The following is a 24,980-nucleotide window of genomic DNA, read 5'->3' as shown; positions in this document are numbered from 1 at the left end:
AATTAAATCTTAAAAATTATGAAAACACTAAAATCAATGAAACAGAAAATTCAATTTTTTATGAACGCCATTATTTGCACTAACGTCACATTCAGCACGTACCATAATTACAACTTAACACCTTTATTATTATACCCTTAAAAACAGACTCATGAAAACACATCATATAAACACTCCATTTATAGTAACAAAAGACATAAGTAATAGCAATGGTTTTTTATTACCTCATGCACTTTATGATAAAATAAAAACTGTTGCAGCATATCCGGTAAAAGAATTTTATTTACAAGAAATTCCTCAAATTGGCGATTTTAAATTTAAAATGTATAAAAATGCATTTGTGAATGACAAACTTACCATTCAAGCCCAATTGGTGAAACAAAATAAAGAAGGCTATTTAGTAAACATAACTGTTACCAAAGAAAAATCTACAACAAACCATCAAGAACGTATTTGTAGTGCGTTGTTTGACTTTCCTGTAGAGAAAACGTACAGTACTAATAGAACTGCTTGTTAAATAAAATTCCCAAGAGATATTCTTGGGAATTTCTTTTTTATGTACCTGAGTAAGTAACAAAATTACGAGGTGTTTCAAAAAGGGTTATTTCTAACCTAAGACCAGAATCAAGTTTTGGATTTATCTTATTATAAATAACAACTGCAATATTTTCAGCGGTCGGGTTTAAATCTTTAAACTCTAGCACTTCAACATTCAAATTTTTATGGTCGAAAGCATCCTCAATTTCATCTTTGATAATATCCTTTAAAATCTTCATGTCTATAACATAACCGGTTTCTTTATCAATTTCTCCTGTAACACTAACAATCAATTCATAATTATGCCCATGAAAATTAGGGTTGTTGCATTTACCAAACACATCATCGTTCTTTTCATGAGTCCAATCTTTTCTATACAAGCGATGTGCAGCATTAAAATGTGCTTTTCTACTAACTGTTACCTTCATTTTATAATGTTTATATGTTCGTAGAATTTATCAAAAATGATTTTAAACCATTCGGTATATAATTCTGGATGTTTTAGAATATCGTTTTTCACTGCTTCTAGAGACATCCATTTCCAAGTAGCAACTTCATCTGGGTTTATTTTTGGAATACTATTGTATTTGCCAATCAAAATATGATCAAATTCATGCTCAGTTAAACCATTATCGAAAGGAGCTTTATAAATAAATGAAATAGTGTCTTCCAAATCTACTACAAAGCCCATTTCTTCCATTAAACGACGCTTTCCTGCTTGTATATTGGTTTCTCCAACACGTTGATGACTACAACAGGTATTCGTCCACAATAACGGTGAGTGGTATTTGTGTCCTGCACGCTGTTGAAGCATTAATTCGCTATTATCATTAAAAACAAATACTGAAAATGCCCGATGTAAAAGTGCTTTTTCATGCGCTTCCATCTTAGGCATGGTACCTATTGGTTCGTCGTTTTCGTTTACAAGAATTACTTTTTCCTCTTCCATAGGAAACAAAAATACCAAGTAATATACTAATATAATAATTCTATCTATAAAATATAAAAGAGAGATTCTGAAATCGTAAATTATAAAGTATATTTGCAACCAATTTGCAAGATTATTATGAGTTTTATTAAAGAGATAAACAGACGACGAACTTTTGGTATTATTTCTCACCCCGATGCTGGAAAAACAACATTAACTGAGAAATTACTTCTTTTTGGTGGTGCCATACAAGAAGCGGGTGCTGTAAAAAGTAATAAAATTAAAAAAGGGGCTACTAGTGACTTTATGGAAATTGAACGCCAAAGAGGAATTTCTGTTGCTACTTCTGTTTTAGCCTTCGAATATGATGGTATTAAAATTAATATTCTTGATACTCCAGGGCATAAAGATTTTGCTGAAGATACTTTTAGAACATTAACCGCTGTAGATAGTGTTATTGTGGTTATTGATGTTGCAAAAGGTGTTGAGGAACAAACTGAAAAATTGGTTGAAGTTTGCCGAATGCGAAACATCCCCATGATTGTTTTTATTAATAAAATGGATAGAGAGGGTAAGGACGCATTTGATTTACTAGATGAAGTTGAGCAAAAATTAGGATTAAAAGTAACACCTTTAAGTTTCCCAATTGGTATGGGTTACGATTTTAAAGGTATTTATAATATTTGGGAAAAAAATGTTAACCTTTTTAGTGGCGATAGTAGAAAGGACATAGAAGAAACTATTGAAATTTCAGATTTAGAATCTTCCGAACTAAACAAACTTATTGGTGACAAAGCAGCCAAAACATTACGTGAAGAAATTGAACTGGTTGAAGGTATTTATCCAGCATTTGATAAGGAAGCATATTTGAATGGTGAACAGCAACCTGTATTCTTCGGATCTGCTTTAAACAATTTTGGAGTTCGTGAATTATTGGATTGTTTTGTTGAGATAGCTCCAAAACCAAGACCTAAACAAAGTGAAGAAAGATTAGTACAACCAAATGAAGAAACCTTTAGCGGTTTTGTGTTTAAAATACATGCCAATATGGATCCAAACCATAGAAACCGTTTAGCATTTGTTAAAATTGTTTCTGGTGAATTTAAACGTAACGCACCTTACTTACATGTAAGAAATAATAAAAAGGTAAAATTTTCTAGTCCTAATGCATTTTTTGCGGAAAAGAAAGAAATTGTAGATATTTCATATCCTGGTGATATTGTTGGCTTACAAGACACGGGAACTTTTAAAATTGGTGATACATTAACTGAAGGTGAAATATTAAACTACAAAGGTGTTCCTAGTTTTTCTCCAGAACATTTTAGATATATTAATAATGCAGACCCTTTAAAATCTAAACAATTATTTAAAGGGATTGATCAATTAATGGATGAAGGTGTTGCTCAATTATTTACCTTAGAACTTAATGGACGAAAAGTAATAGGAACAGTTGGAGCACTGCAGTATGAAGTTATTCAATACCGTTTAGAACACGAATATGGTGCCAAATGTACCTATGAAAATTTAAATGTATTTAAAGCATGCTGGGTGGATCCTAAAAACTCTAATAGTGAAGAATACAAGGAATTCACTAGAGTAAAACAACGCTACTTAGCTAAAGACAAACAAAATCAATTGGTTTTTTTAGCCGATTCCACATTTTCATTACAAATGACTCAGCAAACATATCCCAGTATAAAATTCCATTTTACCTCTGAATTTTAGTAAATCAACGATTATTCTTTGTCAAAACAAGGATATTGATAATTTTTAAACATAACTTTTATCATATTAGTTTATTTAATATTTTTATGATACTCAGAAAGCGAATAAAATTCATACCCCAAAATATGAACAATTATGGAAACCTATACCAATGAATTTAGTAATAACGAAATTACTGTAACCTACGAGCCCTGCAAATGCATTCATGCTGAAAAATGTGCCAAAGGCCTATCCGAAGTTTTTAGAACAAGTATTATACCTTGGATTCATTTAGATGGTAGTGAGACCAACCGTATAATAAATCAAATAAATAGATGTCCATCAGGGGCTTTAACTTATCGAAAGAATTTAAATAAACAAGCCTCTTAAATAAACTTATAAAAAAACCATTGAAATGTTTCAATGGTTTTTTTATTTTTTAAGCTTGACCAGTTGGTCCAAAATTTAAAGGTATTGGTGGTTGCTCATAATCTTTAATTTCACCATGAGCATTTTCAAATCTAGATACATTTTCCCCTAATGCTTTAAGTAATCGTTTGGCATGTTGTGGTGTTAATATAATTCTTGATTTTACCTTACTTTTAGGAACTCCTGGCATAATGCTAACAAAATCTACTACAAACTCCGAAACCGAATGATTAATAATAGCTAAATTAGAATATATACCTTCGGCTACTTGTTCGTCTAGTTCAATATTAATTTGTCCTGGTTTTGCATTTTCTTTTTCGTCTGCCATAATCTTAATGATTTTAAATTAAAAAGCCTTCAAGTTAATTTTGAAGGCTTTTATTTTTACAGATTCCTGCCTTACTCATTGAGTACATTTAAAGTCAATGTATTCGTGAATCTTTGATTTCGCAGGAATGCTAATTAATTATAATTTAATTCTTGTTTTACTTGCATCATTTCGTCAAACTCTTCTTTAGAGCCAACAATAATATCAGTATACCTACGCATACCTGTACCTGCAGGAATTCTGTGCCCAACAATTACATTTTCTTTCAAGCCTTCTAAACTATCTACTTTACCAGCTACTGCTGCTTCGTTAAGTACTTTAGTCGTTTCTTGGAAAGAAGCTGCCGATATAAACGATTTTGTTTGAAGTGATGCTCTTGTAATACCTTGTAAAATAGGTGTTGCCGTTGCTGGCTTCGCATCTCTAGCTGTAACAAGATTTTTATCTTCTCTTCTTAAAATAGAATTCTCATCTCTTAATTCACGAGGTGATACAATTTGACCTGCTTTTAGGCTCGATGAATCTCCTGCATCTTCAATAACTTTTAAGCCAAAAATAGCATCATTTTCTTTGATAAAGTCATCTTTATGAATCAATTGATCTTCTAAGAAAAGCGTATCACCAGAATCAATAATTCTTACTTTACGCATCATTTGTCTTACAACAACCTCAAAGTGCTTATCATTAATTTTCACACCTTGTAAACGGTAAACCTCTTGTACTTCATTTACCAAATATTGTTGTACTGCAGAAGGTCCTTTAATATTTAAAATATCATCTGGAGTTATAGACCCATCTGATAAAGGCATACCTGCTTTAACATAATCATTTTCTTGAACAAGAATTTGATTCGATAATTTAACTAAGTATTTTTTAACTTCACCTAATTTAGATTCTACAACAATCTCGCGGTTACCACGTTTAATTTTTCCAAAAGAAATCACACCATCAATCTCACTAACAACAGCAGGATTAGAAGGGTTTCGGGCTTCAAACAACTCGGTTACACGAGGTAAACCTCCTGTAATATCACCTGCTTTAGCAGATTTACGAGGTATTTTTACTAAAATTTTCCCAACACCAATTTTCTCTCCGTCGTTAATCATTAAGTGAGAACCAACTGGTAAGTTGTAAGAACGAATCGTTTCTCCATTACTACCTTCAATATGAAGCGTTGGAATCAATTTTTTGTTTCTAGATTCAGAAATCACTTTCTCTTGGAAACCTGTTTGTTCATCTATTTCAACTTGGTAAGTAATACCTTGATCTATGTTTTCATACTTAATTTTTCCAGCAAATTCTGAAATAATAACACCATTATATGGATCCCAAGTACAAACAACATCTCCTCTATGTAATTCTTGACCGCTTTTAACCAATAAAGTAGAACCGTAAGGAATATTATTCGTGCTTAAAGTAATACCTGTTTTCTTATCGACTAATTTAATTTCAGATGTACGAGAAATAACGATATCTATGTCTTTTCCTTCACCATCTTTTCCTTTAACAGTTTTTAAATCTTCAATTTCGGCAATACCGTTAAATTTAACTGCTAATTTATTTTCTTCTGAAATATTTCCTGCAATACCACCTACGTGGAATGTACGAAGTGTTAATTGTGTTCCTGGTTCACCAATAGATTGTGCAGCAACTACACCAACAGCTTCACCTCGTTGTACCATTTTACCGGTAGCTAAATTACGTCCGTAACATTTAGCACAAATACCTTGTAAAGCTTCACATGTTAAGGCTGAACGTACTTCTAAACTTTCAATTGGAGAATTTTGTATCACTTTAGCAATATCATCTTCAATTAATTGTCCTGAAGCTACTAACAACTCGTCTGTTAATGGGTCGTAGACATCATTTAATGCAACACGCCCAACAATTCTTTCTTCAAGTGTTTCTACAATTTCGTCATTTTTCTTTAATGGCTCAACTTCAACACCTCTTAAAGTTCCACAATCTTCTGTGTTAATAATAACATCTTGAGAAACATCCACCAAACGACGGGTTAAATAACCAGCATCGGCAGTTTTAAGAGCGGTATCTGCAAGACCTTTACGAGCACCGTGAGTTGAGATAAAGTATTCTAAGATTGAAAGTCCTTCTTTAAAGTTAGAAAGAATTGGATTTTCAATAATCTCACCACCACCTGCATTCGATTTTTTGGGTTTCGCCATTAATCCACGCATTCCTGTAAGCTGACGAATCTGTTCTTTAGATCCACGAGCTCCAGAATCAAGCATCATAAACACCGAGTTAAATCCTTGTTGATCTTCACGAATACGTTTCATCGACAATTCTGTCAATTCCGCATTTGTAGAGGTCCAAATATCAATAACTTGGTTATAACGTTCGTTGTTAGTTATAAGTCCCATATTATAGTTACCCATAATACCATCAACAAACTTATTAGCTTTATCAATCATTCCTTGCTTTTCTGGTGGAATAATAATATCACCTAAACTAAATGATAATCCGCCTTGGAATGCAAACTTAAATCCTAAATCTCTAATAGAATCAAGGAAATCTGCTGTTTCAGGAACCGATGTATATTTTAAGATATTACCAATAATATCTCTTAATGATTTTTTTGTAAGAACTTCATTAATAAATCCAGCTGCTTGTGGTACTTTTTGGTTAAATAATACACGACCAACAGTTGTTTCAATAATTATTGGTGCCAACTTACCATCTGCATTGATGTCTAAAGTTCTAACTTTTATACCAGCATTTAAATCTACTTTTTGCTCATTGAAAGCTATTTCTACCTCTTCTGGAGAATAGAACGTTAAGCCTTCTCCTTTAACTTTAACTTCTGGAGTAGATGTGCGTAGTTTGGTCATATAATATAAACCAAGTACCATATCTTGAGAAGGTACAGTTACAGGCGAACCATTTGCAGGGTTTAAGATATTATGTGATGCCAACATTAATAATTGACATTCTAATATTGCTTCTGGTCCTAATGGTAAATGTACTGCCATTTGATCTCCATCAAAATCGGCATTAAACGCCGTACAAACTAACGGGTGTAATTGAATCGCTTTCCCCTCTATTAATTTAGGTTGAAACGCTTGAATACCCAGTCTGTGTAACGTAGGCGCACGGTTTAATAATACGGGATGTCCTTTAAGAACATTCTCTAAGATGTCCCAAACCACAGGCTCTCTTTTGTCTATAATTTTCTTTGCAGATTTTACAGTTTTAACAATACCTCTTTCAATTAATTTTCTAATTACAAAAGGCTTGTAAAGTTCTGCTGCCATATTTTTTGGCAATCCACATTCATGTAATTTTAATTCTGGTCCAACAACAATTACCGAACGTGCTGAATAATCCACACGTTTCCCAAGTAAGTTTTGACGGAAACGTCCTTGCTTACCTTTTAATGAATCAGATAATGATTTTAATGGTCTATTAGAATCTGTTTTTACCGCTGAAGATTTACGTGTGTTATCAAATAACGAATCTACAGATTCCTGTAACATACGTTTTTCGTTACGTAAAATAACTTCTGGTGCTTTTATCTCAACTAATCTCTTAAGACGGTTGTTACGGATAATTACTCGACGGTATAAATCATTTAAATCAGACGTTGCAAAACGACCACCATCTAACGGCACTAACGGACGTAATTCTGGTGGAATGATTGGAATAACTTTCATGATCATCCATTCTGGACGATTTTCACGGTTATTGTTAGATTCTTTTAAAGACTCAACAACTTGTAAACGTTTTAAAGCCTCAGTTTTACGTTGTTTAGACGTTTCTGTGTTTGCTTTATGACGTAATTCGTATGAAAGAGCTTCTAAATCAATTCTAGATAATAATTCAATTAAACATTCAGCCCCCATTTTAGCAAGGAACTTGTTTGGATCATTATCGTCTAAATATTGATTATCTTGAGGAAGTGCTTCTAGAATATTTAAGTATTCTTCTTCAGTTAGGAAGTCCATTTTTTGAACTGGCTCACCTTCTTCATTTTTAGCATTACCAGGTTGAATAACTACGTACCTTTCATAGTAAATAATCATATCTAATTTCTTAGATGGCAAACCTAATAAATATCCTATTTTATTTGGTAATGAACGGAAATACCAGATGTGAGCAACAGGCACCACTAAATTGATGTGCCCCACGCGATCACGACGTACTTTCTTTTCCGTTACTTCAACACCACAACGGTCGCAAACGATACCTTTGTAGCGAATTCTTTTATATTTACCACAAGCACATTCATAATCCTTTACAGGACCAAAAATACGCTCACAGAACAAACCATCTCTTTCTGGTTTGTGGGTTCGATAATTGATAGTTTCTGGTTTTAAAACTTCACCTCTAGATTCTGCTAAAATAGATTCTGGTGAGGCTAAACCAATTGAGATTTTGTTAAATCTCCTTACTGTATTCTTATCTTGTTTTCTTGCCATGTTCTTCTAGTATTCAGTCTCAGTCTCAGTATTCAGTCTCTTATAATGGAAACTAAATACTGGCACTGCATACTTTTTTATTCTTCTAATCTAATATCTAAGCCTAAACCTTTAAGTTCGTGCATTAATACATTGAACGACTCTGGTAATCCTGGATCTGGCATTGGCTCACCTTTTACGATTGCTTCGTAAGTTTTAGCTCTACCAATAACATCATCCGATTTTACAGTTAAGATTTCACGTAAAGTTGCTGAAGCTCCATACGCCTCAAGCGCCCAAACCTCCATCTCACCAAAACGTTGACCACCAAATTGTGCTTTACCACCAAGAGGTTGTTGTGTAATTAATGAGTAAGGTCCGATAGAACGTGCATGCATTTTATCGTCAACCATATGTCCTAATTTCAACATATAGATAACTCCTACAGTTGCAGGTTGATCGAAACGTGCTCCTGTACCACCATCATACAAGTAAGTGTGTCCGTATCTTGGAATTCCTGCTTCATCAGTCAACTCGTTGATTTGTTCAATAGTAGCACCATCAAAAATAGGTGTAGCATATGTGCGTCCTAATTTTTGACCTGCCCAACCAAGAACTGTTTCATAAATTTGACCAATATTCATACGAGATGGTACACCAAGTGGATTTAATACAATATCAACAGGTGTTCCGTCTTCTAAGAAAGGCATATCTTCTGCTCTTACAATACGAGCAACAATACCTTTGTTACCGTGACGTCCTGCCATTTTATCACCAACTTTAAGTTTACGTTTTTTAGCAATATAAACTTTAGCTAATTTGATAATACCTGCTGGCAACTCATCTCCGACAGAAATAGTAAACTTCTCACGTCTTAAAGAACCTTGTAAATCGTTTTCTTTAATTTTGTAGTTATGAATTAAATCGGCCACTAATTGATTGGTATGCTCATCTGTTGTCCATTTTCCTGACACTAAATGTGCATAATCATCAACAGCATTTAACATTTTTTGAGTGAATTTTTTACCTTTTGGTAATACTTCTTCCCCTAAATCATTAAAAATACCTTGAGCCGTTTTACCATTTACAATGTTGAATAATTTTTCGATTAAAACTTCTTTTAAATCATCAAATTTTCTATCGTAAATAGCTTCTAACGCTATAATATCATCTTTATCTTGAGCTCTCTTACGTTTGTCTTTTACAGCTCTAGAGAATAATTTTTTCTCAATAACGACACCATTTAAAGATGGTGAAGCTTTTAAAGAGGCATCTTTTACATCTCCTGCTTTATCACCAAAGATAGCACGTAATAATTTTTCTTCTGGAGTTGGATCACTTTCTCCTTTAGGAGTAATTTTTCCAATTAAGATATCGCCTGGTTTCACTTCTGCACCAATACGAATCATTCCATTTTCATCTAAATCTTTAGTAGCTTCTTCAGAAACGTTAGGAATATCATTAGTTAACTCTTCGTTACCTAATTTTGTATCTCTAACTTCTAATGAATACTCATCAATATGAATAGATGTAAAAATATCTTCACGAACTACTTTTTCAGAAATTACAATTGCATCCTCAAAGTTATAACCTTTCCAAGGCATGAAGGCCACTTTCATGTTTCTACCTAATGCTAACTCACCTTTTTGAGTCGCATAACCTTCACATAAAACTTGTCCTTTAACAACTTTATCTCCTTTCGTTACGATTGGTTTTAAATTGATACTAGATCCTTGATTGGTTTTTCTAAATTTGATTAACTGGTATGTTTTAATATCACTATCAAAACTTACTTTAGCTTCATCTTCTGTTCGATCGTATTGAATTTTAATTTCATTCGCATCAACGTAAAGTACAACACCATGTCCTTCTGCATTTATTAACACACGAGAATCTGATGCTACTTGACGTTCTAAACCAGTACCTACAATTGGTGCTTGAGGTAATAATAACGGTACTGCTTGACGCATCATGTTAGATCCCATCAAGGCTCTATTCGCATCATCATGTTCTAAGAACGGAATTAAAGACGCCGAAATAGATGAGATTTGATTAGGTGCAACATCTGTATAATGTAGACTTGTTGGGTCTATTACAGGGAAGTCACCTTCCATACGTGCAATTACCTTCTCATGTAATATCTTACCTTCTCCATCAACTTTAACAGTTGCTTGAGCTATAAGTTTTCCTTCTTCTTCTTCAGCACTTAAATAAATAGGTGTATCTTTAATATTGACAACACCTTCATTTACTGGACGGTAAGGCGTTTCAATAAAGCCCATTCCATTCACTTTAGCAAAAACTGAAAGTGATGAAATCAAACCAATATTTGGTCCTTCAGGCGTTTCAATAGGACATAAACGTCCGTAATGAGTATAGTGAACATCACGTACCTCAAAACCTGCTCTTTCACGAGATAAACCACCTGGTCCTAATGCCGATAAACGACGCTTATGCGTAATTTCAGCAAGTGGATTGGTTTGATCCATAAACTGAGATAACTGGTTGGTACCAAAGAACGAATTAATTACAGACGATAACGTCTTAGCATTAATTAAATCAATTGGTGTAAACACCTCATTATCACGAACGTTCATACGCTCACGAATGGTACGTGCCATACGTGCTAAACCAACACCAAATTGTTGAGATAATTGCTCACCAACTGTACGTACACGACGGTTAGATAAGTGATCAATATCATCAATCTCAGCTTTAGAGTTGATAAGCTCGATTAAATATTTTATAATAGTAATAATATCTTCTTTGGTAAGCACTTGCTTATCCATTTCAATATTAAGTCCTAATTTTTTATTCATTCTATAACGCCCAACTTCACCTAAAGAGTAACGTTGATCACTAAAGAATAATTTATCAATTATTCCTCGTGCAGTTTCCTCATCTGGCGGCTCAGCATTACGTAATTGTCTATAAATATGTTCAACAGCCTCTTTTTCAGAGTTTGTTGGATCTTTTTGAAGCGTATTATGAATAATAGCATAATCACCTTGTTCAGCACTTTCTTTGTGTAAAAGAATCGCTTTAACATCCGCTTCAATAATTTCTTCAATATTATCTTTGTCTAAAATAGTATCACGATCAAGAATAATTTCATTACGCTCGATTGATACTACTTCACCTGTATCTTCATCAACAAAATCCTCATGCCATGTATTAAGTACACGTGCTGCTAATTTACGTCCTTGATATTTTTTTAATCCAGTTTTAGATACTTTAATTTCTTCAGCTAAATCAAAAATCTCTAAGATATCTTTATCACGTTCAAAACCGATAGCTCTAAACAACGTAGTAACAGGTAACTTTTTCTTTCTATCAATGTACGCATACATTACCTGATTAATATCGGTAGCAAATTCAATCCAAGATCCTTTAAAAGGAATCACTCTTGCTGAATATAATTTAGTTCCATTAGCATGGAATGATTGCCCAAAGAACACCCCTGGTGAACGGTGTAATTGAGATACAACAACACGTTCTGCACCATTAATAACAAAGGTACCACTAGGCGTCATATACGGTATTGTTCCTAAGTACACATCTTGAACAATGGTTTCGAAATCTTCATGTTCAGGATCTGTACAATATAACTTTAACCTTGCCTTTAGCGGAACGCTATAAGTAAGACCTCTTTCAATACACTCATCAATAGCGTAACGTGGTGGGTCTACAAAGTAATCTAAAAATTCTAAAACAAATTGATTACGTGAATCTGTAATAGGAAAGTTTTCCATGAAGGTATTATATAAACCTTCATCACCTCTTTCATCCGATTTTGTCTCTAATTGGAAAAAATCCTGGAAGGATTTAATCTGAATATCCAAGAAATCTGGGTACTCGGTTCTATTTACAATAGACGAGAAATTTAATCTTTCAGCTTGTGTTGATAACATCAATGGACGGAATTTTGATTAAAAAATAATAGTTGTGGCGTATGTAATTATTATATACGCAAAATGGTTTAGGTCTTGAAGAGTTATCTCCAGACCTAAACCTTTATGTTTTTAGGTGGCTAAACTTATTTAAGCTCAACCTCTGCTCCAGCTTCTTCTAAAGAGGCTTTTAAAGCTTCAGCTTCGTCTTTAGAAACACCTTCTTTAACAGGACTTGGTGCTCCATCAACTAATTCTTTAGCTTCTTTCAATCCTAAACCAGTTAATTCTTTAACAAGTTTAACAACTGCTAATTTAGAAGCGCCAGCTGCCTTTAATATAACTGTAAATTCAGTTTGAGCTTCAGCAGCATCATCACCACCTCCAGCAGGACCAGCAGCAACTGCTACAGCAGCAGCAGCAGGCTCAATACCATACTCATCTTTTAATATTGTAGCTAACTCATTTACTTCTTTAACTGTTAAGTTAACTAATTTTTCTGCGAAATCTTTTAAATCTGCCATTTTCTATCGTTTTTAATAAATTTTAATAATATAATTGTAATATAGTGCGTACTCTTTAAATACTATCCTTCTTTTTCAGATAGTGTTTTTAATATGCCAGCTAGTTTACCACCACTTGATTTAAGTGCCGATATAACGTTTTTAGCAGGCGATTGTAGTAATCCTACAATCTCTCCTAATAACTCCTCTTTAGACTTGATATCTACTAACATGTCTAATTGGTTGTCGCCAATATAAACGCATTCCTCAATAAAAGCTCCTTTTAATAAAGGTTTCTCTGATTTTTTTCGGAAGGTTTTTATTAACTTAGCTGGTACATTACCTGTTTCAGAATACATCACAGATGTATTTCCTTTTAAAACCGTAGAAAGGTTTCCAAAATCTCTATCGGAAGCTTCCATTGCTTTTTCAAGTAATGTGTTTTTAACTACTGCTAGTTTTACGTTTGCTCTAAAACAAGCACGACGTAATTCTGAGGTTGTTGATGCATTTAATCCTGAAATATCTGCTAAATATATGTTAGCATTATTGGCTAGTTCTGCAGTTAATTCCTCAATTACTTGTGATTTTTCTTCTCTTGTCATAATAAAAGTATTTAACTAATTAACCAACTTTAGGATCAACAGCAACACTAGGACTCATAGTACTAGAAAGGAAAATACTTTTTACGTAAATACCTTTAGCAGTTGTTGGCTTAAGTTTTATTAATGTTTGAATTAATTCATTCGCATTCCCAGCAATTTTATCAGCACTAAAAGATGCTTTTCCTATTGCAGCATGCACAATACCAGTTTTATCAACTTTAAAGTCAATTTTACCAGCTTTAACTTCAGTTACAGCTTTAGCAACGTCCATAGTTACTGTACCAGTTTTTGGGTTGGGCATTAAACCACGAGGACCTAATACACGTCCTAAAGGACCTAATTTACCCATAACACTTGGCATAGTAATAATAACATCTACATCGGTCCAACCGTTCTTGATTTTATCAAGATATTCGTCTAAACCAACATAATCTGCTCCAGCTTCTCTCGCTTCTGCTTCTTTGTCTGGAGTTACTAATGCTAATACTTTCATATCTTTACCAGTTCCGTGAGGAAGTGAAACAACACCTCTTACCATCTGGTTTGCTTTACGAGGATCTACTCCTAAACGTACAGCAATGTCTACTGATGCATCAAATTTTGTATTAGTAATTTCTTTTACTAATGCAGATGCTTCATCAAGAGAGTAAACTCTCCCTTTTTCTATTTTTGCTAAAGCTTCTTTTTGCTTTTTTGTTAATCTTGCCATTTTTTAATGTCTTTAATAGATTAATTTGGTGCGTTTCCAGTCACGGTTATACCCATTGACCTTGCGGTACCAGCTATCATTCTCATAGCAGATTCAATAGTAAATGCATTTAAATCTACCATTTTATCTTCTGCTATAGTTTTGATTTGATCCCATGAAACTTTAGCTACTTTTTTTCGGTTTGGTTCTCCTGAACCACTTTTTAACTTGGCCGCTTCTAATAATTGTACTGCAGCTGGAGGAGTTTTAATTACAAAGTCGAATGATTTGTCTTTGTAAACTGTAATAACCACAGGTAATACTTTACCTGGCTTATCTTGTGTTCTAGCATTAAACTGCTTACAGAACTCCATAATGTTAACTCCAGCAGCACCTAAAGCGGGTCCAACCGGTGGCGACGGATTCGCAGCACCTCCCCGAACTTGTAACTTAACTACTTTACCAATTTCTTTTGCCATTTTTAATAATTTAAGTTGATACGCCTTTTAATTTGGAAGCAAAAAACCGTATCTTTTATATAGTGTAACAATTATTATACTTTTTCAACCTGCATATAGCTTAGTTCTAATGGTGTTTTTCTTCCGAAAATTTTCACCATAACTTCTAGCTTACGCTTTTCTTCATTTATTTTTTCGATAGTTCCATCAAATCCGTTAAATGGTCCATCTATAACTTTAACAGTTTCACCTTTAGTGAATGGTATGGCTACATTTGAATTTTCTTCAACTGATAATTCATCTACCTTACCTAACATTCTGTTTACTTCAGATTGTCTTAATGGCACAGGATCTCCTCCTTTTGTTTCACCTAAAAAACCAATTACATTAGTAACCGATCTAATAATATGAGGAATTTCTCCCGATAAATTGGCTTGAATCATAATGTAACCTGGAAAAAACACTTTTTCTTTATGAATTTTTTTTCCATTACGTATTTGAATCACACGCTCTGTTGGAACTAATACTTGCTCAACATAATCTTGAAAACCTAATCGAGCAATCTCATTCTCTATATAAGTTTTAATCTTATTTTCTTGACCACTTACAGCCCTAACAACATACCATTTTTTTTCGCTTACCTCAGACATATTTTTTCTTTAACTAATCAATTGAAAATAAAATGCTATTAACTTGCTGAATACCGTATCGATTCCCCAAATTAGTAAGGAAAATATAATTGAAAAAACAGCAACTAAAATAGTTAAACTTTGTGCTTCTGCCCAAGTTGGCCAGCTCACATTATTTTTAAGTTCGCCAAACGATTCTTTTACGTAATTTACAATTCCAGCCATTTATATATTTTTTTCAACAGATTAAAAATTTCTGTCTCTCAATTTAAAATTGATTTAAGTGAAATCTTTATTTTTTTTAATTCTTTTAAGAAGCTTACTCTTCAGTAATATTCTCACTCTGCACGGGCGGAGAGACTCGAACTCCCGACACCTGGTTTTGGAGACCAGTGCTCTACCAACTGAGCTACGCCCGTAAACATAAGTCAAGGTATTCCGAAAAAACGAAATACCTTAACTTAGTATATATTAAACTGCTTAGTCTAAAATTTCAGTTACCTGACCAGCACCTACTGTACGACCACCTTCACGGATTGCAAAACGTAAACCTACATTCATTGCAATTTTTTGGATAAGTTCAACAGTAATAGTTAAGTTGTCTCCTGGCATAACCATTTCAACACCATCAGGAAGCGCAATGTTTCCAGTTACATCCGTTGTACGAACGTAAAACTGTGGACGGTAGTTGTTGTGGAATGGAGTGTGACGACCACCTTCTTCTTTTTTCAAGATATAAACCTCAGCTTTAAATTTAGCATGTGGTGTTACAGAACCTGGCTTAACAATAACCATACCTCTAGAGATTTGAGATTTCTCAATACCTCTTAATAGGATACCTGCATTATCTCCAGCCTCACCTCTATCAAGGATTTGACGGAACATTTCGATACCAGTGATAGTAGAGTTTAATTTCTCTGCACCCATACCAATAATTTCTACAGGATCTCCAGTTTTAGCGATACCAGTTTCGATACGACCTGTAGCAACAGTTCCACGACCAGTAATAGAGAATACATCTTCGATAGGCATTAAGAAAGGCTTATCAATTTCTCTTAATGGCTCTTCGATCCAAGAATCAACAGCTTCCATTAATTGCATTACTGTATCTACCCATTTTTGCTCACCATTAAGTGCGCCTAAAGCAGAACCAGCAATTACAGGTCCATTATCTCCATCATATTCATAGAAAGATAATAAATCTCTAATTTCCATATCAACCAATTCTAATAACTCTTCATCATCAACCATATCCACTTTATTCATGAATACAACCATACGAGGAATACCTACTTGACGACCTAATAAGATGTGCTCACGAGTTTGTGGCATTGGACCATCTGTAGCAGCTACCACTAAAATAGCACCGTCCATTTGAGCAGCACCAGTTACCATGTTCTTTACGTAATCCGCGTGACCTGGACAGTCAACGTGAGCGTAATGACGGTTTGCTGTTGAATATTCTACGTGTGAAGTATTAATTGTAATACCTCTTTCTTTTTCTTCTGGAGCGTTATCAATCTGATCGAATGATTTCGCTTCTGATAAACCTGCATCAGCTAATACTTTAGTAATAGCAGCAGTTAAAGTTGTTTTACCGTGATCTACGTGTCCAATTGTACCAATATTTAAGTGTGGTTTTGAACGATCGAAAGTTGCCTTTGCCATGTTTTTAAATAATTTTAATCTTAGTTATATAATAATATTAGTGTATTCTAATTTAATTCCAAATTGAGCCAATGACGAGAATTGAACTCGTGACCTCTTCCTTACCAAGGAAACGCTCTACCCCTGAGCTACACCGGCGTTTCATTTACGATTGCCGATTTTGATTTACGATTCTCAAATCGCACGTCGTAACCCGTAAATTATTGAGCGAGAGACCGGGTTCGAACCGGCGACATTCAGCTTGGAAGGCTGACGCTCTACCAACTGAGCTACTCTCGCATTTTTTAACAAGCTTTCACTTGTATGGTTTCAATATTTCAAAGTTCATGTTTTTATAGGATTACCTCACATTCGTTCGGTGTTCCTGGATTGGTGACCCAATCCAAACAATTTTTAAACGCAGTTTTACAAAAGCGAGCTTTTGACAACTCCTTATTAGAAATTGTTTGTGGGGAGAGCAGGATTCGAACCTGCGAAGACGTAGTCAGCAGATTTACAGTCTGCCCTCGTTGGCCGCTTGAGTATCTCCCCAAACCACTTGATATTCCAAATATAAATATTCAAAATATCAAACGTTACTTTCATTTTTTCAAAGAGCCGATGGAGGGACTCGAACCCACGACCTGCTGATTACAAATCAGCTGCTCTAGCCAGCTGAGCTACATCGGCATTTTTATACATTTTATGCATAAAAAAAGCCCGCTATTTCTAACGGACTGCAAATGTATAGATTTATTTATTTATTCAAAACATTTTTTAATAAATTTTATCATAAATGTGCTCTTAATTTTTCTTTTCTCTTTTTTAATTGTCTTTCTAGTGAAGATACTGCCATATCTGCACCCTCTTCAAAACTTTTGCATTGCTTTTTTACAACAAAACTATCACCTGGTACACTTAGCTTTGCTTCAAATATTTTATTTTCTTTATCACTGGTGTTTTCTACTTTCAAAAAAACATCCGATTGAATGACTTTATCATAAAACATATCTAACTTATCCATTCGTTTTTGAATAAAATCTATTAACTTTTTGTCCGCATTAAAATTAACTGATTGTGTGATTACTTTCATTCTTTTTATTTTTGGTTAAACAATAACTCTCATTACTATTTTTTACTTCTTGGATGCGAATTTACATGCACCTTTTTTAACTCCGCTATACTATTATGTGTATAAACTTGGGTTGCAGCCAAACTTGAATGACCAAGAAGCTCTTTAACAGCATTTAAATCGGCACCATTATTAAGTAAATGAGTTGCAAAAGAATGTCTTAAAATATGCGGACTCTTTTTTACTTTGGTAGATGCATTACTAAAATAATCATTTATTATTCTGTAAACAAGAGTTTCATAAACTTTAACTCCATTTTTGGTTAAAAATAAATAATTATTATCTGTAATAGTATTTAATTCATTTCGTTCTTTCAAATACAAATTCAAAGTACTTATTACTGATTCTAATAACGGAATAATACGTTCCTTATTTCTTTTACCTAATACTTTTAACGTTTTATTATCTAAATTAAAACTTATAAGTTTCAGCTCTACTAATTCTATTCTTCTTATGCCTGTAGAATAAAATAATTCAATTATTAATTTATTTCGGATACCTTCAAAATCATTTTGAAAATTAAAATCGTCTAAAGCAGTTGATACTTCAATTTCCGAAAATGGAATTTGGATTTTTTTACTTGTTTTTAAGGCTTTATGTTTTACTAATGGGCTAACTTGAATGCTATTTGTTTTTAAAAGGAATTTGTAATAGGTGTTTAATGCAGAAATTTTACGGTTAATGCTTCGGTTAGACAAACCACTTTCGACTAATGCAACAATCCATGTTCGAATTTGGGCATAGTTAACTTGAACTATTGAATCGATTTGGTATTCTAATGTAATAAATTCTAAAAAAACTTTTAAATCATTTTGATAGGCCTTAACTGTAAGCGTTGAATATTTTTTTTCTAACAAAAGATAATCTGTAAACGATTTGAAAGGCATATTTAGATAGATAAATTTTTAGGGCTTTAAACTATTAGATGGTTTAAAGTTAAAAGTTAAAAGTTTAGAATGCAACTTTATAATCATAAATATAAAGCAAAAAAAAATCCCGCATGAAGCGGGATTTTAATTTATATATGAGAACATATTATATATCTTCTGCATCTCTTAATCCTTGAATGTATTGTGCTTTTTGTACGAGCGCTCTACGTTCTACAGATGGCTTTGTAAATTGTTTACGAGTTTGTAACTGACGTTTAGTTCCAGTTTTGTCAAACTTTCTTTTAAAACGCTTTAGCGCTCTATCTATATTTTCTCCTTCTTTAATGGGTATTATTAACATAGTGTCTTAACCTCCTCTCTTTTAGAATTTCAGGGTGCAAATATAAAATATATTCTGAATTATAAATTCAAAATTAATATTTTTTTTATGTTGCTGGTTTATATTCTTTTTTGTCAATAATCATCTTCGCTAAAATCTCCCTTAAAATCTCTGAAGTGCCACCTCCAATAGGCCCTAACCTACTGTCGCGTAAAAGTCTTGCCATGGGATAATCTTCCATATACCCATAACCACCTAAAAACTGTAAGCATTGGTAAATAACCTCATCGGCCATTTTTGTTGATCTGAGCTTAGACATGGTAGCGTGTTTTACAACATATTCTCCTTTATTTAACCTAAAAGCTACCGAGTAATTAAATTCTTTGCAAATTTCCATATCGGTATATAAATCGGCAATAGAATGTCTTAAAGCTTGGAATTTATCGATTGATTTACCAAATGCCATTCGTTCAGACATGTATTGCAACGCATATTCTAACGCATATTCTGCACGAGCATGAGCATTAATTCCCATTATTAAGCGTTCTAAAGAAAAGTGTTGCATGATGTACGAGAAGCCCTTATTCTCTTCTCCCATTAAATTTGCAATAGGTACTTTTACATTGTCGAAAGCTATTTCTCCTGTATCGGATGCTCTCCATCCTAATTTGTTTAATTTGGTTGCCGATACACCTGCCGATTCTCTATCTATTACAAAAATACTGATGCCTTTATTGCCTAACTCTGGGCTTGTTTTAGCAGCTACTACCAAATAATCACTATACACACCATTGGTTATAAATGTTTTTGATCCATTAAGAATATAATGATCATCATTTTTAACCGCCGTAGATCTCATACCTGCAACATCACTACCACCAAAGGGTTCTGTAATACATAAACACCCTGTTTTATCACCTGTAATACTTGGCGTTAAATACTTTTGTTTAATCACTTCACTTCCTTCTGCATTAAGGTGCGTCATAGCTAAATAAACATGCGCCCAAATAGCCGCAGCAAAACCTCCAGAATTTATTTTTTGTAATTCTTCTAAAAAGATAACAGTATAAAATAAATCTAAGTTTAAACCACCGTAAGCTTCGGGATAATTGATACCAAAAAAGCCCATTTCGCCAAACTTTTTCCAAATAAATTTATCAATAACCCCAGTTTGCTCCCAAGTTTCAATATTTGGAACGACTTCTTTTTGTAAAAAATCTTGAAGGCTTTTTCTAAAAAGATGATGCTCTTCAGTGAAGTACATACTATTCATTTATACGCTCTTTTTCAGTCAAGCAACAAATATAATTTAATTATATCGATTTTATTTACTGGAAAGTCTTTTACTTTCTTTAATTCATCAAAGGATTTATAACCTTCTCGTAGTTGGCGTTGTTCAATTATTTTAAAAGCTAAATTATAATCGATATGTTGAATAGTAACCAACTCATCAATTGTTGCTTTATTCAATATTATTTTCGTTATAGTTCGTGGTGACTTAACCGCAAATCCCTCATTAATTCTTTCTAAAACTTCAGGTGTTAGCCCGTACACATCTTGTAGTTGAATGATATCAATAAAGCCTCCTGGAAATTTATTTCTAAACTTTATAATCCTATCTGAAAGCACTTCTCCAACCCCATTTATTTTTTGTAACTCTTGTGCTGAAGCTTTATTTAAGTCTTCTTTTTGATTATTTTTTTTCAGCTGTTTACTATATGATTCTTTATAGGTTAATTTAGATTTAGTATCAGGGTTTGACATCCATTCTGGAAACTTAAAATGAGGTGAAATAATTTCTAAAAGAGAATCGGAAATTTTTGTAACTTCTTGAAACTGCTTTACAGAATTAATCCAATTGTTTTGCTTTCTAAAAACAAGTAATCTATCAATTTCTTCATTGGTCATTCCTAATGAAGCTCCTTTATAGTCTGTAATATAATTAGGATTGAAAGGGTGAGTTTTTGGTTTTAAGGCCTCAATTTCAACTAATCTAAGGGAATCTATTTCTTTTTCATATTTAGCTAAATCAGTTTTATTTACAGAAAGTTCTTCAGATGAAAAATCAACATAAAAGTAAAAACATTGAATACCAATAATGAGAAGTATCAACATAAAAATTCCATTTCGCTGACTATTAGTAAACTTAAAATGAGCTTTCTTAAAATTAACTATCAATGTCTTTTATCTTTCTATATCATCATTTTCTGAGTATGAATCTGGCTCAGGTTTTGGAGGAGTTGTTAACACTAAATAGAAAAAATAGCACATAAAGGAAATAACAATTCCTTGTGCTCCTAGTAACATAAATAACGCTTCGGTTTTCATAATGTTTCTCTCCCTTCTTTAACTCGTTTATTGTATGCTAAATATACTAATAATGAAATAAATATAAATAATGATATTAATAATATTCTAGCCATTGATATATAAAACATTTTGTCCTCTAAGCCTTGGATAATTACCGAATCTGTAGCGGTAGCTATTTGTTCCTTTAATCCTGATTGTGTTATTGTTTTAATTATAGATGAATTTGCCAAATTCCACCCGTTCCCAGAAAAAAGGCTTTTTAAATTACCTGACCAATCATTATTAAGTGGTGAAAATAAGGCTCCCAAGAACACTACAATCAGCATTAATGGTGTTATAAATTTTATTATAAACTTATAAATAGTTGGCACTTTAACATCAGCTCCATCTGTAATTTCTTTCCATCCTTTTTTCATACCAAATATCCATGAAAATAATATCGTCTCCAACATTGCAAAAACAACTAAACTAACGGTTCCTGCCCAATAGTCATATTCATCAAAAACACCTTGCTGATAAAAAAAGACTGTTGGTAATCCCATTATTAAGGCGAGTGCTCCAAAGGTCCACGCCCCCTTATTGCTATTCCAACCAAATTCATCACGCATAAAACCCATCCATGGTGTACCCATTGCTAAAGAACTGGTTATACCTGCAAAGAATAATAACCCAAACCACATAAAACCACCCATGGTAGCTAAAAATGGTCCCCATTGTTCAAACAAATAAGGCATTGTTTGAAAAGCCATACCAAAACTTGCATTATTTAATACCCAATCTAAACCTAAATACCCTGCTGCAATTGGTATTACAATAGCACTACCAAGTACAACTTCTACGAATTCATTCATAAATCCAGCGGAAAGGGCATTTAATGCAATATCATCTTTAGTTTTTAAATATGCCGCATAACAATGAATAGTTCCCATACCTACTGAAAGTGTAAAAAATATTTGACCAGCCGCCGCCATCCATACCTTTAAATCGAGCAATGAACTATATTGAGGTGTCCATAAAAAATTTAATCCATCCCAAGCATTGGCATTAGGAAACATACTTGAAGCACCACTTGTTCCAAGAGTATAGCCACGTACTGCTAGAATCACTCCAAATAAAATTAATAGTGGCATTCCTATTTTAGCAACTTTTTCAATCCCTTTTAATCCTTTTGATAATATATAAACATTTATTATTAAACATAAAATATAAAACCAAACAGCTTCATAAGGAATCCCCGTAGTGCTATGGGCTATATCAGTATATGAATTAAAAAAGCCTGCCACATCACCTTGAGACATCCCATTAAATGTCCCTTTTAAAGAATGGTAGACATAAGACATAGTCCATGATTCTATATAAGTATAATATGAAACTACGGCTATATTTGTAAAAATGCCAAAAACACCAATGTATTTTAAAACCCTACCTTTTACCATAGAGTCAAGGATATAAGGTGTGCTATGATTTCCGAATTTGCCTCCGAATCTACCAGATGACCATTCAATAAACAATAATGGAATTCCCATTAATAAAAAACATACTAAATAAGGAATTATAAAAGCTCCTCCTCCATTTTGGACCGCCTGTACAGGGAATCTAAGAAAATTACCCAAACCAACAGCATTCCCTGCCATTGCTAAAATGAGACCTATTCGTGATCCCCAAGCTTCATTTGATTTTGACATATAGACTAATTATAGGTTGTAATAAAAACGCCTAATATCGTCAAAAAAATGACATATTAAATAATAATTATTTCAATTTAAAATAAAAAACCTTTTTGTTGCTTTATAGACAACAAAAAGGTTTTTTATTTTATGTAGAAAGCACTTTATTTCACCTCTTTCACGGTTGTATCCCGTTTTGAAATCGTGGCATCCATCTTATCCATTTTTATAGCACTGAGGTATTTTTTAAGTTCTTGGTTAACTTTTGGAGACAAAAGAACCAATCCTATAATATTTGGAAATACCATTGCGAAAATCATGGCGTCAGAAAAGCCTATTACGGCCTCTAAACCTGAAGAAGCTCCAACGACAAGAAAGACCAAAAACAATAGTTTGTAAACTGTATCTGAAACTTTGCCTTTTCCAAATAAATATTTCCAAGCCTGTAAACCATAGTATGACCAGGAAATCATGGTAGACACAGCAAATAAAACTATAGCAATAGAAAGTACTATTGAGAAATGAGGAATAGCAGAATCAAAAGCAAGTGATGTTAAACCAACGCCTCCAATTGGCTCATTAGATCCTGTTAAGATAACATTACTTGATGCATCTAAATTTCCGTAAGAAAACAATTTGTGTTTAGCATTGGTAATAATAATTACAATAGCGGTCATAGAACAAATAATCACCGTATCTACAAACGGCCCTAGCAATGCTGTTAGACCTTCACTAGCTGGATATCTTGTTTTTACTGCGGAATGTGCAATAGCAGCCGATCCAACACCAGCTTCATTTGAAAACGCAGCTCTTTGAAAACCAACAATCAACACCCCAACAATACCACCAAAAGCGGCATTAGGTTTAATAGCTCCTTCCCATATTTCATTTATCGCATAAGGAATCATATCATAATTAATCCCTATAATAATAAGTCCTGCACCCACATAAACAATGGCCATAAAAGGAACGACCTTTTCAGTAACTTTACCAATCCTTTTAATACCCCCTATAATCACAAGACCAACAACAATAGCCAAAACTATACCTATGTACAACCCTGCATTAGGATTTGTAAAACCTGCCAAGTCAATTAATTGTGAGGCTGCCTGATTGGATTGAAACATATTTCCACCCCCAAACGATCCTCCTATACACATAACTGCAAAAAAAACAGCCAAAACTTTACCAAATCCTTTCATACCCAGTTCACCCAACCCAGTTGTTAAGTAATACATGGGGCCTCCATAGGTTTTGCCTTCTTCATCAACTTCTCTATATTTTACCCCTAAGGTACATTCAACAAATTTTGTCGCCATTCCTAAAACTCCTGCTAAAATCATCCAAATGGTGGCTCCCGGCCCTCCAATAGCAATAGCTACTGCAACTCCAGCAATGTTACCAAGGCCTACGGTTGCAGACAATGAAGCGGTTAAAGCCTGAAAATGGGTAAGCTCACCAGGAGCTTCTCCTTCAATTTTTATCGCACCTATTATTTTTCCATTCTCAACTTCTATATCTTCATCTGCGGGCACATGGTGATCTAAATGATCATATTTACCGAATGCTGTTAGAAGACTTATTTTTATGTATCTAAAGTTAATACCTTTGAAATACACCGTAAAGAAAAAGGCACCGACCAAGAGAAGCACAAGTACAATTGGTAAACTTTTACCAGCCACTTCAATGGGATAAAAGATTAAATCTACAATAGGTTTGGTATATCTAGCAAAAGCATCATTTATAGATTCACTCAAACTTTTTTCTTGAGCAAATATTAATAATGGTAAAATGAAAGTTAAAATAGAAAGAAGATACTTCTTCATAAAATTAAGGTTTGGTTTGGTTCTTTTTTGAAAGATTCTTACTAAAAGCTAGCAAGATGCTAAAAAAAAATGATT

Annotated in this window: 23 protein-coding genes and 5 tRNA genes; 3 read left to right on the top strand and 25 right to left on the bottom strand. The window is 33.5% G+C overall.

Annotated features, from left to right (window positions below):
• Positions 1-151 precede the first annotated feature (151 nt).
• The gene (locus tag QLS71_RS12745) at positions 152-517 is read left to right on the top strand and encodes a hypothetical protein (protein WP_308990815.1); all 366 of its coding nucleotides are present in this window, start codon (positions 152-154) and stop codon (positions 515-517) included.
• A 37-nt stretch (positions 518-554) separates the two neighbouring features.
• Here QLS71_RS12745 and QLS71_RS12740 read toward each other — a convergent pair whose 3' ends face one another.
• Together QLS71_RS12740 and idi are read right to left on the bottom strand one after the other, a co-directional pair.
• The gene (locus tag QLS71_RS12740) at positions 555-965 is read right to left on the bottom strand and encodes a 6-carboxytetrahydropterin synthase (protein WP_308990816.1); all 411 of its coding nucleotides are present in this window, start codon (positions 963-965) and stop codon (positions 555-557) included.
• Positions 962-1,486: an isopentenyl-diphosphate Delta-isomerase gene (gene idi, locus QLS71_RS12735; RefSeq protein ID WP_308990817.1), complete on the bottom strand. Its 525-nt coding sequence runs from the start codon at positions 1,484-1,486 to the stop codon at positions 962-964. Before idi ends, QLS71_RS12740 begins: the two co-directional genes overlap by 4 nt.
• Positions 1,487-1,603: 117 nt before the next feature.
• Here idi and QLS71_RS12730 point away from each other — a divergent pair, with 117 nt between their 5' ends.
• Positions 1,604-3,190 carry a peptide chain release factor 3 gene (locus tag QLS71_RS12730; RefSeq protein ID WP_308990818.1) on the top strand — a complete coding sequence of 529 codons (1,587 nt, stop codon included), beginning with the start codon at positions 1,604-1,606 and terminating at the stop codon, positions 3,188-3,190.
• Positions 3,191-3,325: 135 nt separating this feature from the next.
• A complete protein-coding gene (locus QLS71_RS12725) occupies positions 3,326-3,559 on the top strand; it encodes a (4Fe-4S)-binding protein (RefSeq protein ID WP_308990819.1) in 234 nt (77 codons plus the stop codon).
• Positions 3,560-3,608: 49 nt separating this feature from the next.
• On the opposite strand, the gene QLS71_RS12720 is transcribed toward QLS71_RS12725, so the two are convergent.
• From QLS71_RS12720 to QLS71_RS12610, 23 genes are all read right to left on the bottom strand, one after another.
• Positions 3,609-3,926, bottom strand: a complete 318-nt coding sequence (locus QLS71_RS12720; protein WP_308990820.1) for a DUF3467 domain-containing protein — start codon at positions 3,924-3,926, stop codon at positions 3,609-3,611.
• A gap of 134 nt (positions 3,927-4,060) precedes the next feature.
• Entirely contained in the window at positions 4,061-8,362 is a 4,302-nt protein-coding gene (rpoC, locus tag QLS71_RS12715; RefSeq protein ID WP_308990821.1) for a DNA-directed RNA polymerase subunit beta', read from the bottom strand.
• Between the two features lie 77 nt (positions 8,363-8,439).
• Positions 8,440-12,252 (bottom strand): DNA-directed RNA polymerase subunit beta, encoded by a 3,813-nt coding sequence (gene rpoB / locus QLS71_RS12710; protein ID WP_308990822.1) that lies wholly within the window; start codon positions 12,250-12,252, stop codon positions 8,440-8,442.
• Between the two features lie 125 nt (positions 12,253-12,377).
• On the bottom strand, positions 12,378-12,755 hold the full coding sequence (gene rplL, locus QLS71_RS12705) for a 50S ribosomal protein L7/L12 (protein WP_308990823.1): 378 nt from the start codon (positions 12,753-12,755) through the stop codon (positions 12,378-12,380).
• 62 nt (positions 12,756-12,817) lie between these two features.
• Complete coding sequence (gene rplJ, locus QLS71_RS12700) at positions 12,818-13,339, bottom strand: 50S ribosomal protein L10 (protein WP_308990824.1); 522 nt, start codon at positions 13,337-13,339, stop codon at positions 12,818-12,820.
• Between the two features lie 19 nt (positions 13,340-13,358).
• Positions 13,359-14,048, bottom strand: a complete 690-nt coding sequence (gene rplA, locus QLS71_RS12695) for a 50S ribosomal protein L1 (RefSeq protein ID WP_308990825.1) — start codon at positions 14,046-14,048, stop codon at positions 13,359-13,361.
• Positions 14,049-14,068: 20 nt separating this feature from the next.
• On the bottom strand, positions 14,069-14,506 hold the full coding sequence (gene rplK / locus QLS71_RS12690; RefSeq protein WP_304390281.1) for a 50S ribosomal protein L11: 438 nt from the start codon (positions 14,504-14,506) through the stop codon (positions 14,069-14,071).
• Between the two features lie 74 nt (positions 14,507-14,580).
• The gene (nusG, locus tag QLS71_RS12685; RefSeq protein ID WP_308990826.1) at positions 14,581-15,135 is read right to left on the bottom strand and encodes a transcription termination/antitermination protein NusG; all 555 of its coding nucleotides are present in this window, start codon (positions 15,133-15,135) and stop codon (positions 14,581-14,583) included.
• A 9-nt stretch (positions 15,136-15,144) separates the two neighbouring features.
• On the bottom strand, positions 15,145-15,339 hold the full coding sequence (gene secE / locus QLS71_RS12680) for a preprotein translocase subunit SecE (protein WP_308990827.1): 195 nt from the start codon (positions 15,337-15,339) through the stop codon (positions 15,145-15,147).
• A gap of 121 nt (positions 15,340-15,460) precedes the next feature.
• Positions 15,461-15,533 (bottom strand) — tRNA-Trp (locus QLS71_RS12675).
• Positions 15,534-15,594: 61 nt separating this feature from the next.
• The gene (tuf, locus tag QLS71_RS12670) at positions 15,595-16,782 is read right to left on the bottom strand and encodes an elongation factor Tu (protein ID WP_308990828.1); all 1,188 of its coding nucleotides are present in this window, start codon (positions 16,780-16,782) and stop codon (positions 15,595-15,597) included.
• Between the two features lie 66 nt (positions 16,783-16,848).
• Positions 16,849-16,920 (bottom strand) — tRNA-Thr (locus QLS71_RS12665).
• Between the two features lie 68 nt (positions 16,921-16,988).
• Positions 16,989-17,061 (bottom strand) — tRNA-Gly (locus QLS71_RS12660).
• Positions 17,062-17,231: 170 nt separating this feature from the next.
• Positions 17,232-17,313 (bottom strand) — tRNA-Tyr (locus QLS71_RS12655).
• Between the two features lie 64 nt (positions 17,314-17,377).
• A tRNA-Thr gene (locus tag QLS71_RS12650) sits at positions 17,378-17,451 on the bottom strand.
• Positions 17,452-17,551: 100 nt separating this feature from the next.
• On the bottom strand, positions 17,552-17,854 hold the full coding sequence (gene raiA, locus QLS71_RS12645; protein ID WP_308990829.1) for a ribosome-associated translation inhibitor RaiA: 303 nt from the start codon (positions 17,852-17,854) through the stop codon (positions 17,552-17,554).
• Between the two features lie 35 nt (positions 17,855-17,889).
• Positions 17,890-18,780: a tyrosine-type recombinase/integrase gene (locus QLS71_RS12640; RefSeq protein WP_308990830.1), complete on the bottom strand. Its 891-nt coding sequence runs from the start codon at positions 18,778-18,780 to the stop codon at positions 17,890-17,892.
• A gap of 148 nt (positions 18,781-18,928) precedes the next feature.
• Entirely contained in the window at positions 18,929-19,123 is a 195-nt protein-coding gene (gene rpsU, locus QLS71_RS12635) for a 30S ribosomal protein S21 (protein WP_308990831.1), read from the bottom strand.
• 85 nt (positions 19,124-19,208) lie between these two features.
• Complete coding sequence (locus QLS71_RS12630; RefSeq protein ID WP_308990832.1) at positions 19,209-20,375, bottom strand: acyl-CoA dehydrogenase family protein; 1,167 nt, start codon at positions 20,373-20,375, stop codon at positions 19,209-19,211.
• 14 nt (positions 20,376-20,389) lie between these two features.
• A complete protein-coding gene (locus QLS71_RS12625; RefSeq protein ID WP_308990833.1) occupies positions 20,390-21,217 on the bottom strand; it encodes a helix-hairpin-helix domain-containing protein in 828 nt (275 codons plus the stop codon).
• Positions 21,218-21,286: 69 nt separating this feature from the next.
• On the bottom strand, positions 21,287-21,430 hold the full coding sequence (locus tag QLS71_RS12620) for a hypothetical protein (RefSeq protein ID WP_308990834.1): 144 nt from the start codon (positions 21,428-21,430) through the stop codon (positions 21,287-21,289).
• Positions 21,427-23,097, bottom strand: coding sequence for a sodium-dependent transporter (locus QLS71_RS12615; protein WP_308990835.1), 1,671 nt, complete (start codon positions 23,095-23,097; stop codon positions 21,427-21,429). The genes QLS71_RS12620 and QLS71_RS12615 overlap by 4 nt, the downstream gene beginning before the upstream one ends.
• A gap of 146 nt (positions 23,098-23,243) precedes the next feature.
• Positions 23,244-24,905, bottom strand: coding sequence for an alanine/glycine:cation symporter family protein (locus QLS71_RS12610; protein ID WP_308990836.1), 1,662 nt, complete (start codon positions 24,903-24,905; stop codon positions 23,244-23,246).
• Positions 24,906-24,980 lie beyond the last annotated feature (75 nt).

Source organism: Mariniflexile litorale (assembly GCF_031128465.2).
In the GTDB taxonomy this organism is placed as follows: domain Bacteria; phylum Bacteroidota; class Bacteroidia; order Flavobacteriales; family Flavobacteriaceae; genus Mariniflexile; species Mariniflexile litorale.
This window is presented reverse-complemented; position numbering and strand designations above follow the sequence as displayed.

Excerpts from the sequence above, each read along its gene's own strand:
- rplK (WP_304390281.1), bottom strand. The coding sequence starts at position 14,506 with ATGGCAAAAGAAATTGGTAAAGTAGTTAAGTTACAAGTTCGGGGAGGT.
- QLS71_RS12740 (WP_308990816.1), bottom strand. The coding sequence starts at position 965 with ATGAAGGTAACAGTTAGTAGAAAAGCACATTTTAATGCTGCACATCGC.
- secE (WP_308990827.1), bottom strand. The coding sequence starts at position 15,339 with ATGGCTGGAATTGTAAATTACGTAAAAGAATCGTTTGGCGAACTTAAA.
- rplJ (WP_308990824.1), bottom strand. The coding sequence starts at position 13,339 with ATGACAAGAGAAGAAAAATCACAAGTAATTGAGGAATTAACTGCAGAA.
- rpoB (WP_308990822.1), bottom strand. The coding sequence starts at position 12,252 with ATGTTATCAACACAAGCTGAAAGATTAAATTTCTCGTCTATTGTAAAT.
- rplA (WP_308990825.1), bottom strand. The coding sequence starts at position 14,048 with ATGGCAAGATTAACAAAAAAGCAAAAAGAAGCTTTAGCAAAAATAGAA.
- idi (WP_308990817.1), bottom strand. The coding sequence starts at position 1,486 with ATGGAAGAGGAAAAAGTAATTCTTGTAAACGAAAACGACGAACCAATA.
- rplL (WP_308990823.1), bottom strand. The coding sequence starts at position 12,755 with ATGGCAGATTTAAAAGATTTCGCAGAAAAATTAGTTAACTTAACAGTT.
- QLS71_RS12625 (WP_308990833.1), bottom strand. The coding sequence starts at position 21,217 with ATGTTGATACTTCTCATTATTGGTATTCAATGTTTTTACTTTTATGTT.
- QLS71_RS12720 (WP_308990820.1), bottom strand. The coding sequence starts at position 3,926 with ATGGCAGACGAAAAAGAAAATGCAAAACCAGGACAAATTAATATTGAA.
- QLS71_RS12630 (WP_308990832.1), bottom strand. The coding sequence starts at position 20,375 with ATGAATAGTATGTACTTCACTGAAGAGCATCATCTTTTTAGAAAAAGC.
- nusG (WP_308990826.1), bottom strand. The coding sequence starts at position 15,135 with ATGTCTGAGGTAAGCGAAAAAAAATGGTATGTTGTTAGGGCTGTAAGT.
- QLS71_RS12725 (WP_308990819.1), top strand. The coding sequence starts at position 3,326 with ATGGAAACCTATACCAATGAATTTAGTAATAACGAAATTACTGTAACC.
- QLS71_RS12615 (WP_308990835.1), bottom strand. The coding sequence starts at position 23,097 with ATGTCAAAATCAAATGAAGCTTGGGGATCACGAATAGGTCTCATTTTA.
- tuf (WP_308990828.1), bottom strand. The coding sequence starts at position 16,782 with ATGGCAAAGGCAACTTTCGATCGTTCAAAACCACACTTAAATATTGGT.
- QLS71_RS12745 (WP_308990815.1), top strand. The coding sequence starts at position 152 with ATGAAAACACATCATATAAACACTCCATTTATAGTAACAAAAGACATA.
- QLS71_RS12640 (WP_308990830.1), bottom strand. The coding sequence starts at position 18,780 with ATGCCTTTCAAATCGTTTACAGATTATCTTTTGTTAGAAAAAAAATAT.
- QLS71_RS12620 (WP_308990834.1), bottom strand. The coding sequence starts at position 21,430 with ATGAAAACCGAAGCGTTATTTATGTTACTAGGAGCACAAGGAATTGTT.
- rpsU (WP_308990831.1), bottom strand. The coding sequence starts at position 19,123 with ATGTTAATAATACCCATTAAAGAAGGAGAAAATATAGATAGAGCGCTA.
- QLS71_RS12730 (WP_308990818.1), top strand. The coding sequence starts at position 1,604 with ATGAGTTTTATTAAAGAGATAAACAGACGACGAACTTTTGGTATTATT.
- rpoC (WP_308990821.1), bottom strand. The coding sequence starts at position 8,362 with ATGGCAAGAAAACAAGATAAGAATACAGTAAGGAGATTTAACAAAATC.
- QLS71_RS12610 (WP_308990836.1), bottom strand. The coding sequence starts at position 24,905 with ATGAAGAAGTATCTTCTTTCTATTTTAACTTTCATTTTACCATTATTA.
- raiA (WP_308990829.1), bottom strand. The coding sequence starts at position 17,854 with ATGAAAGTAATCACACAATCAGTTAATTTTAATGCGGACAAAAAGTTA.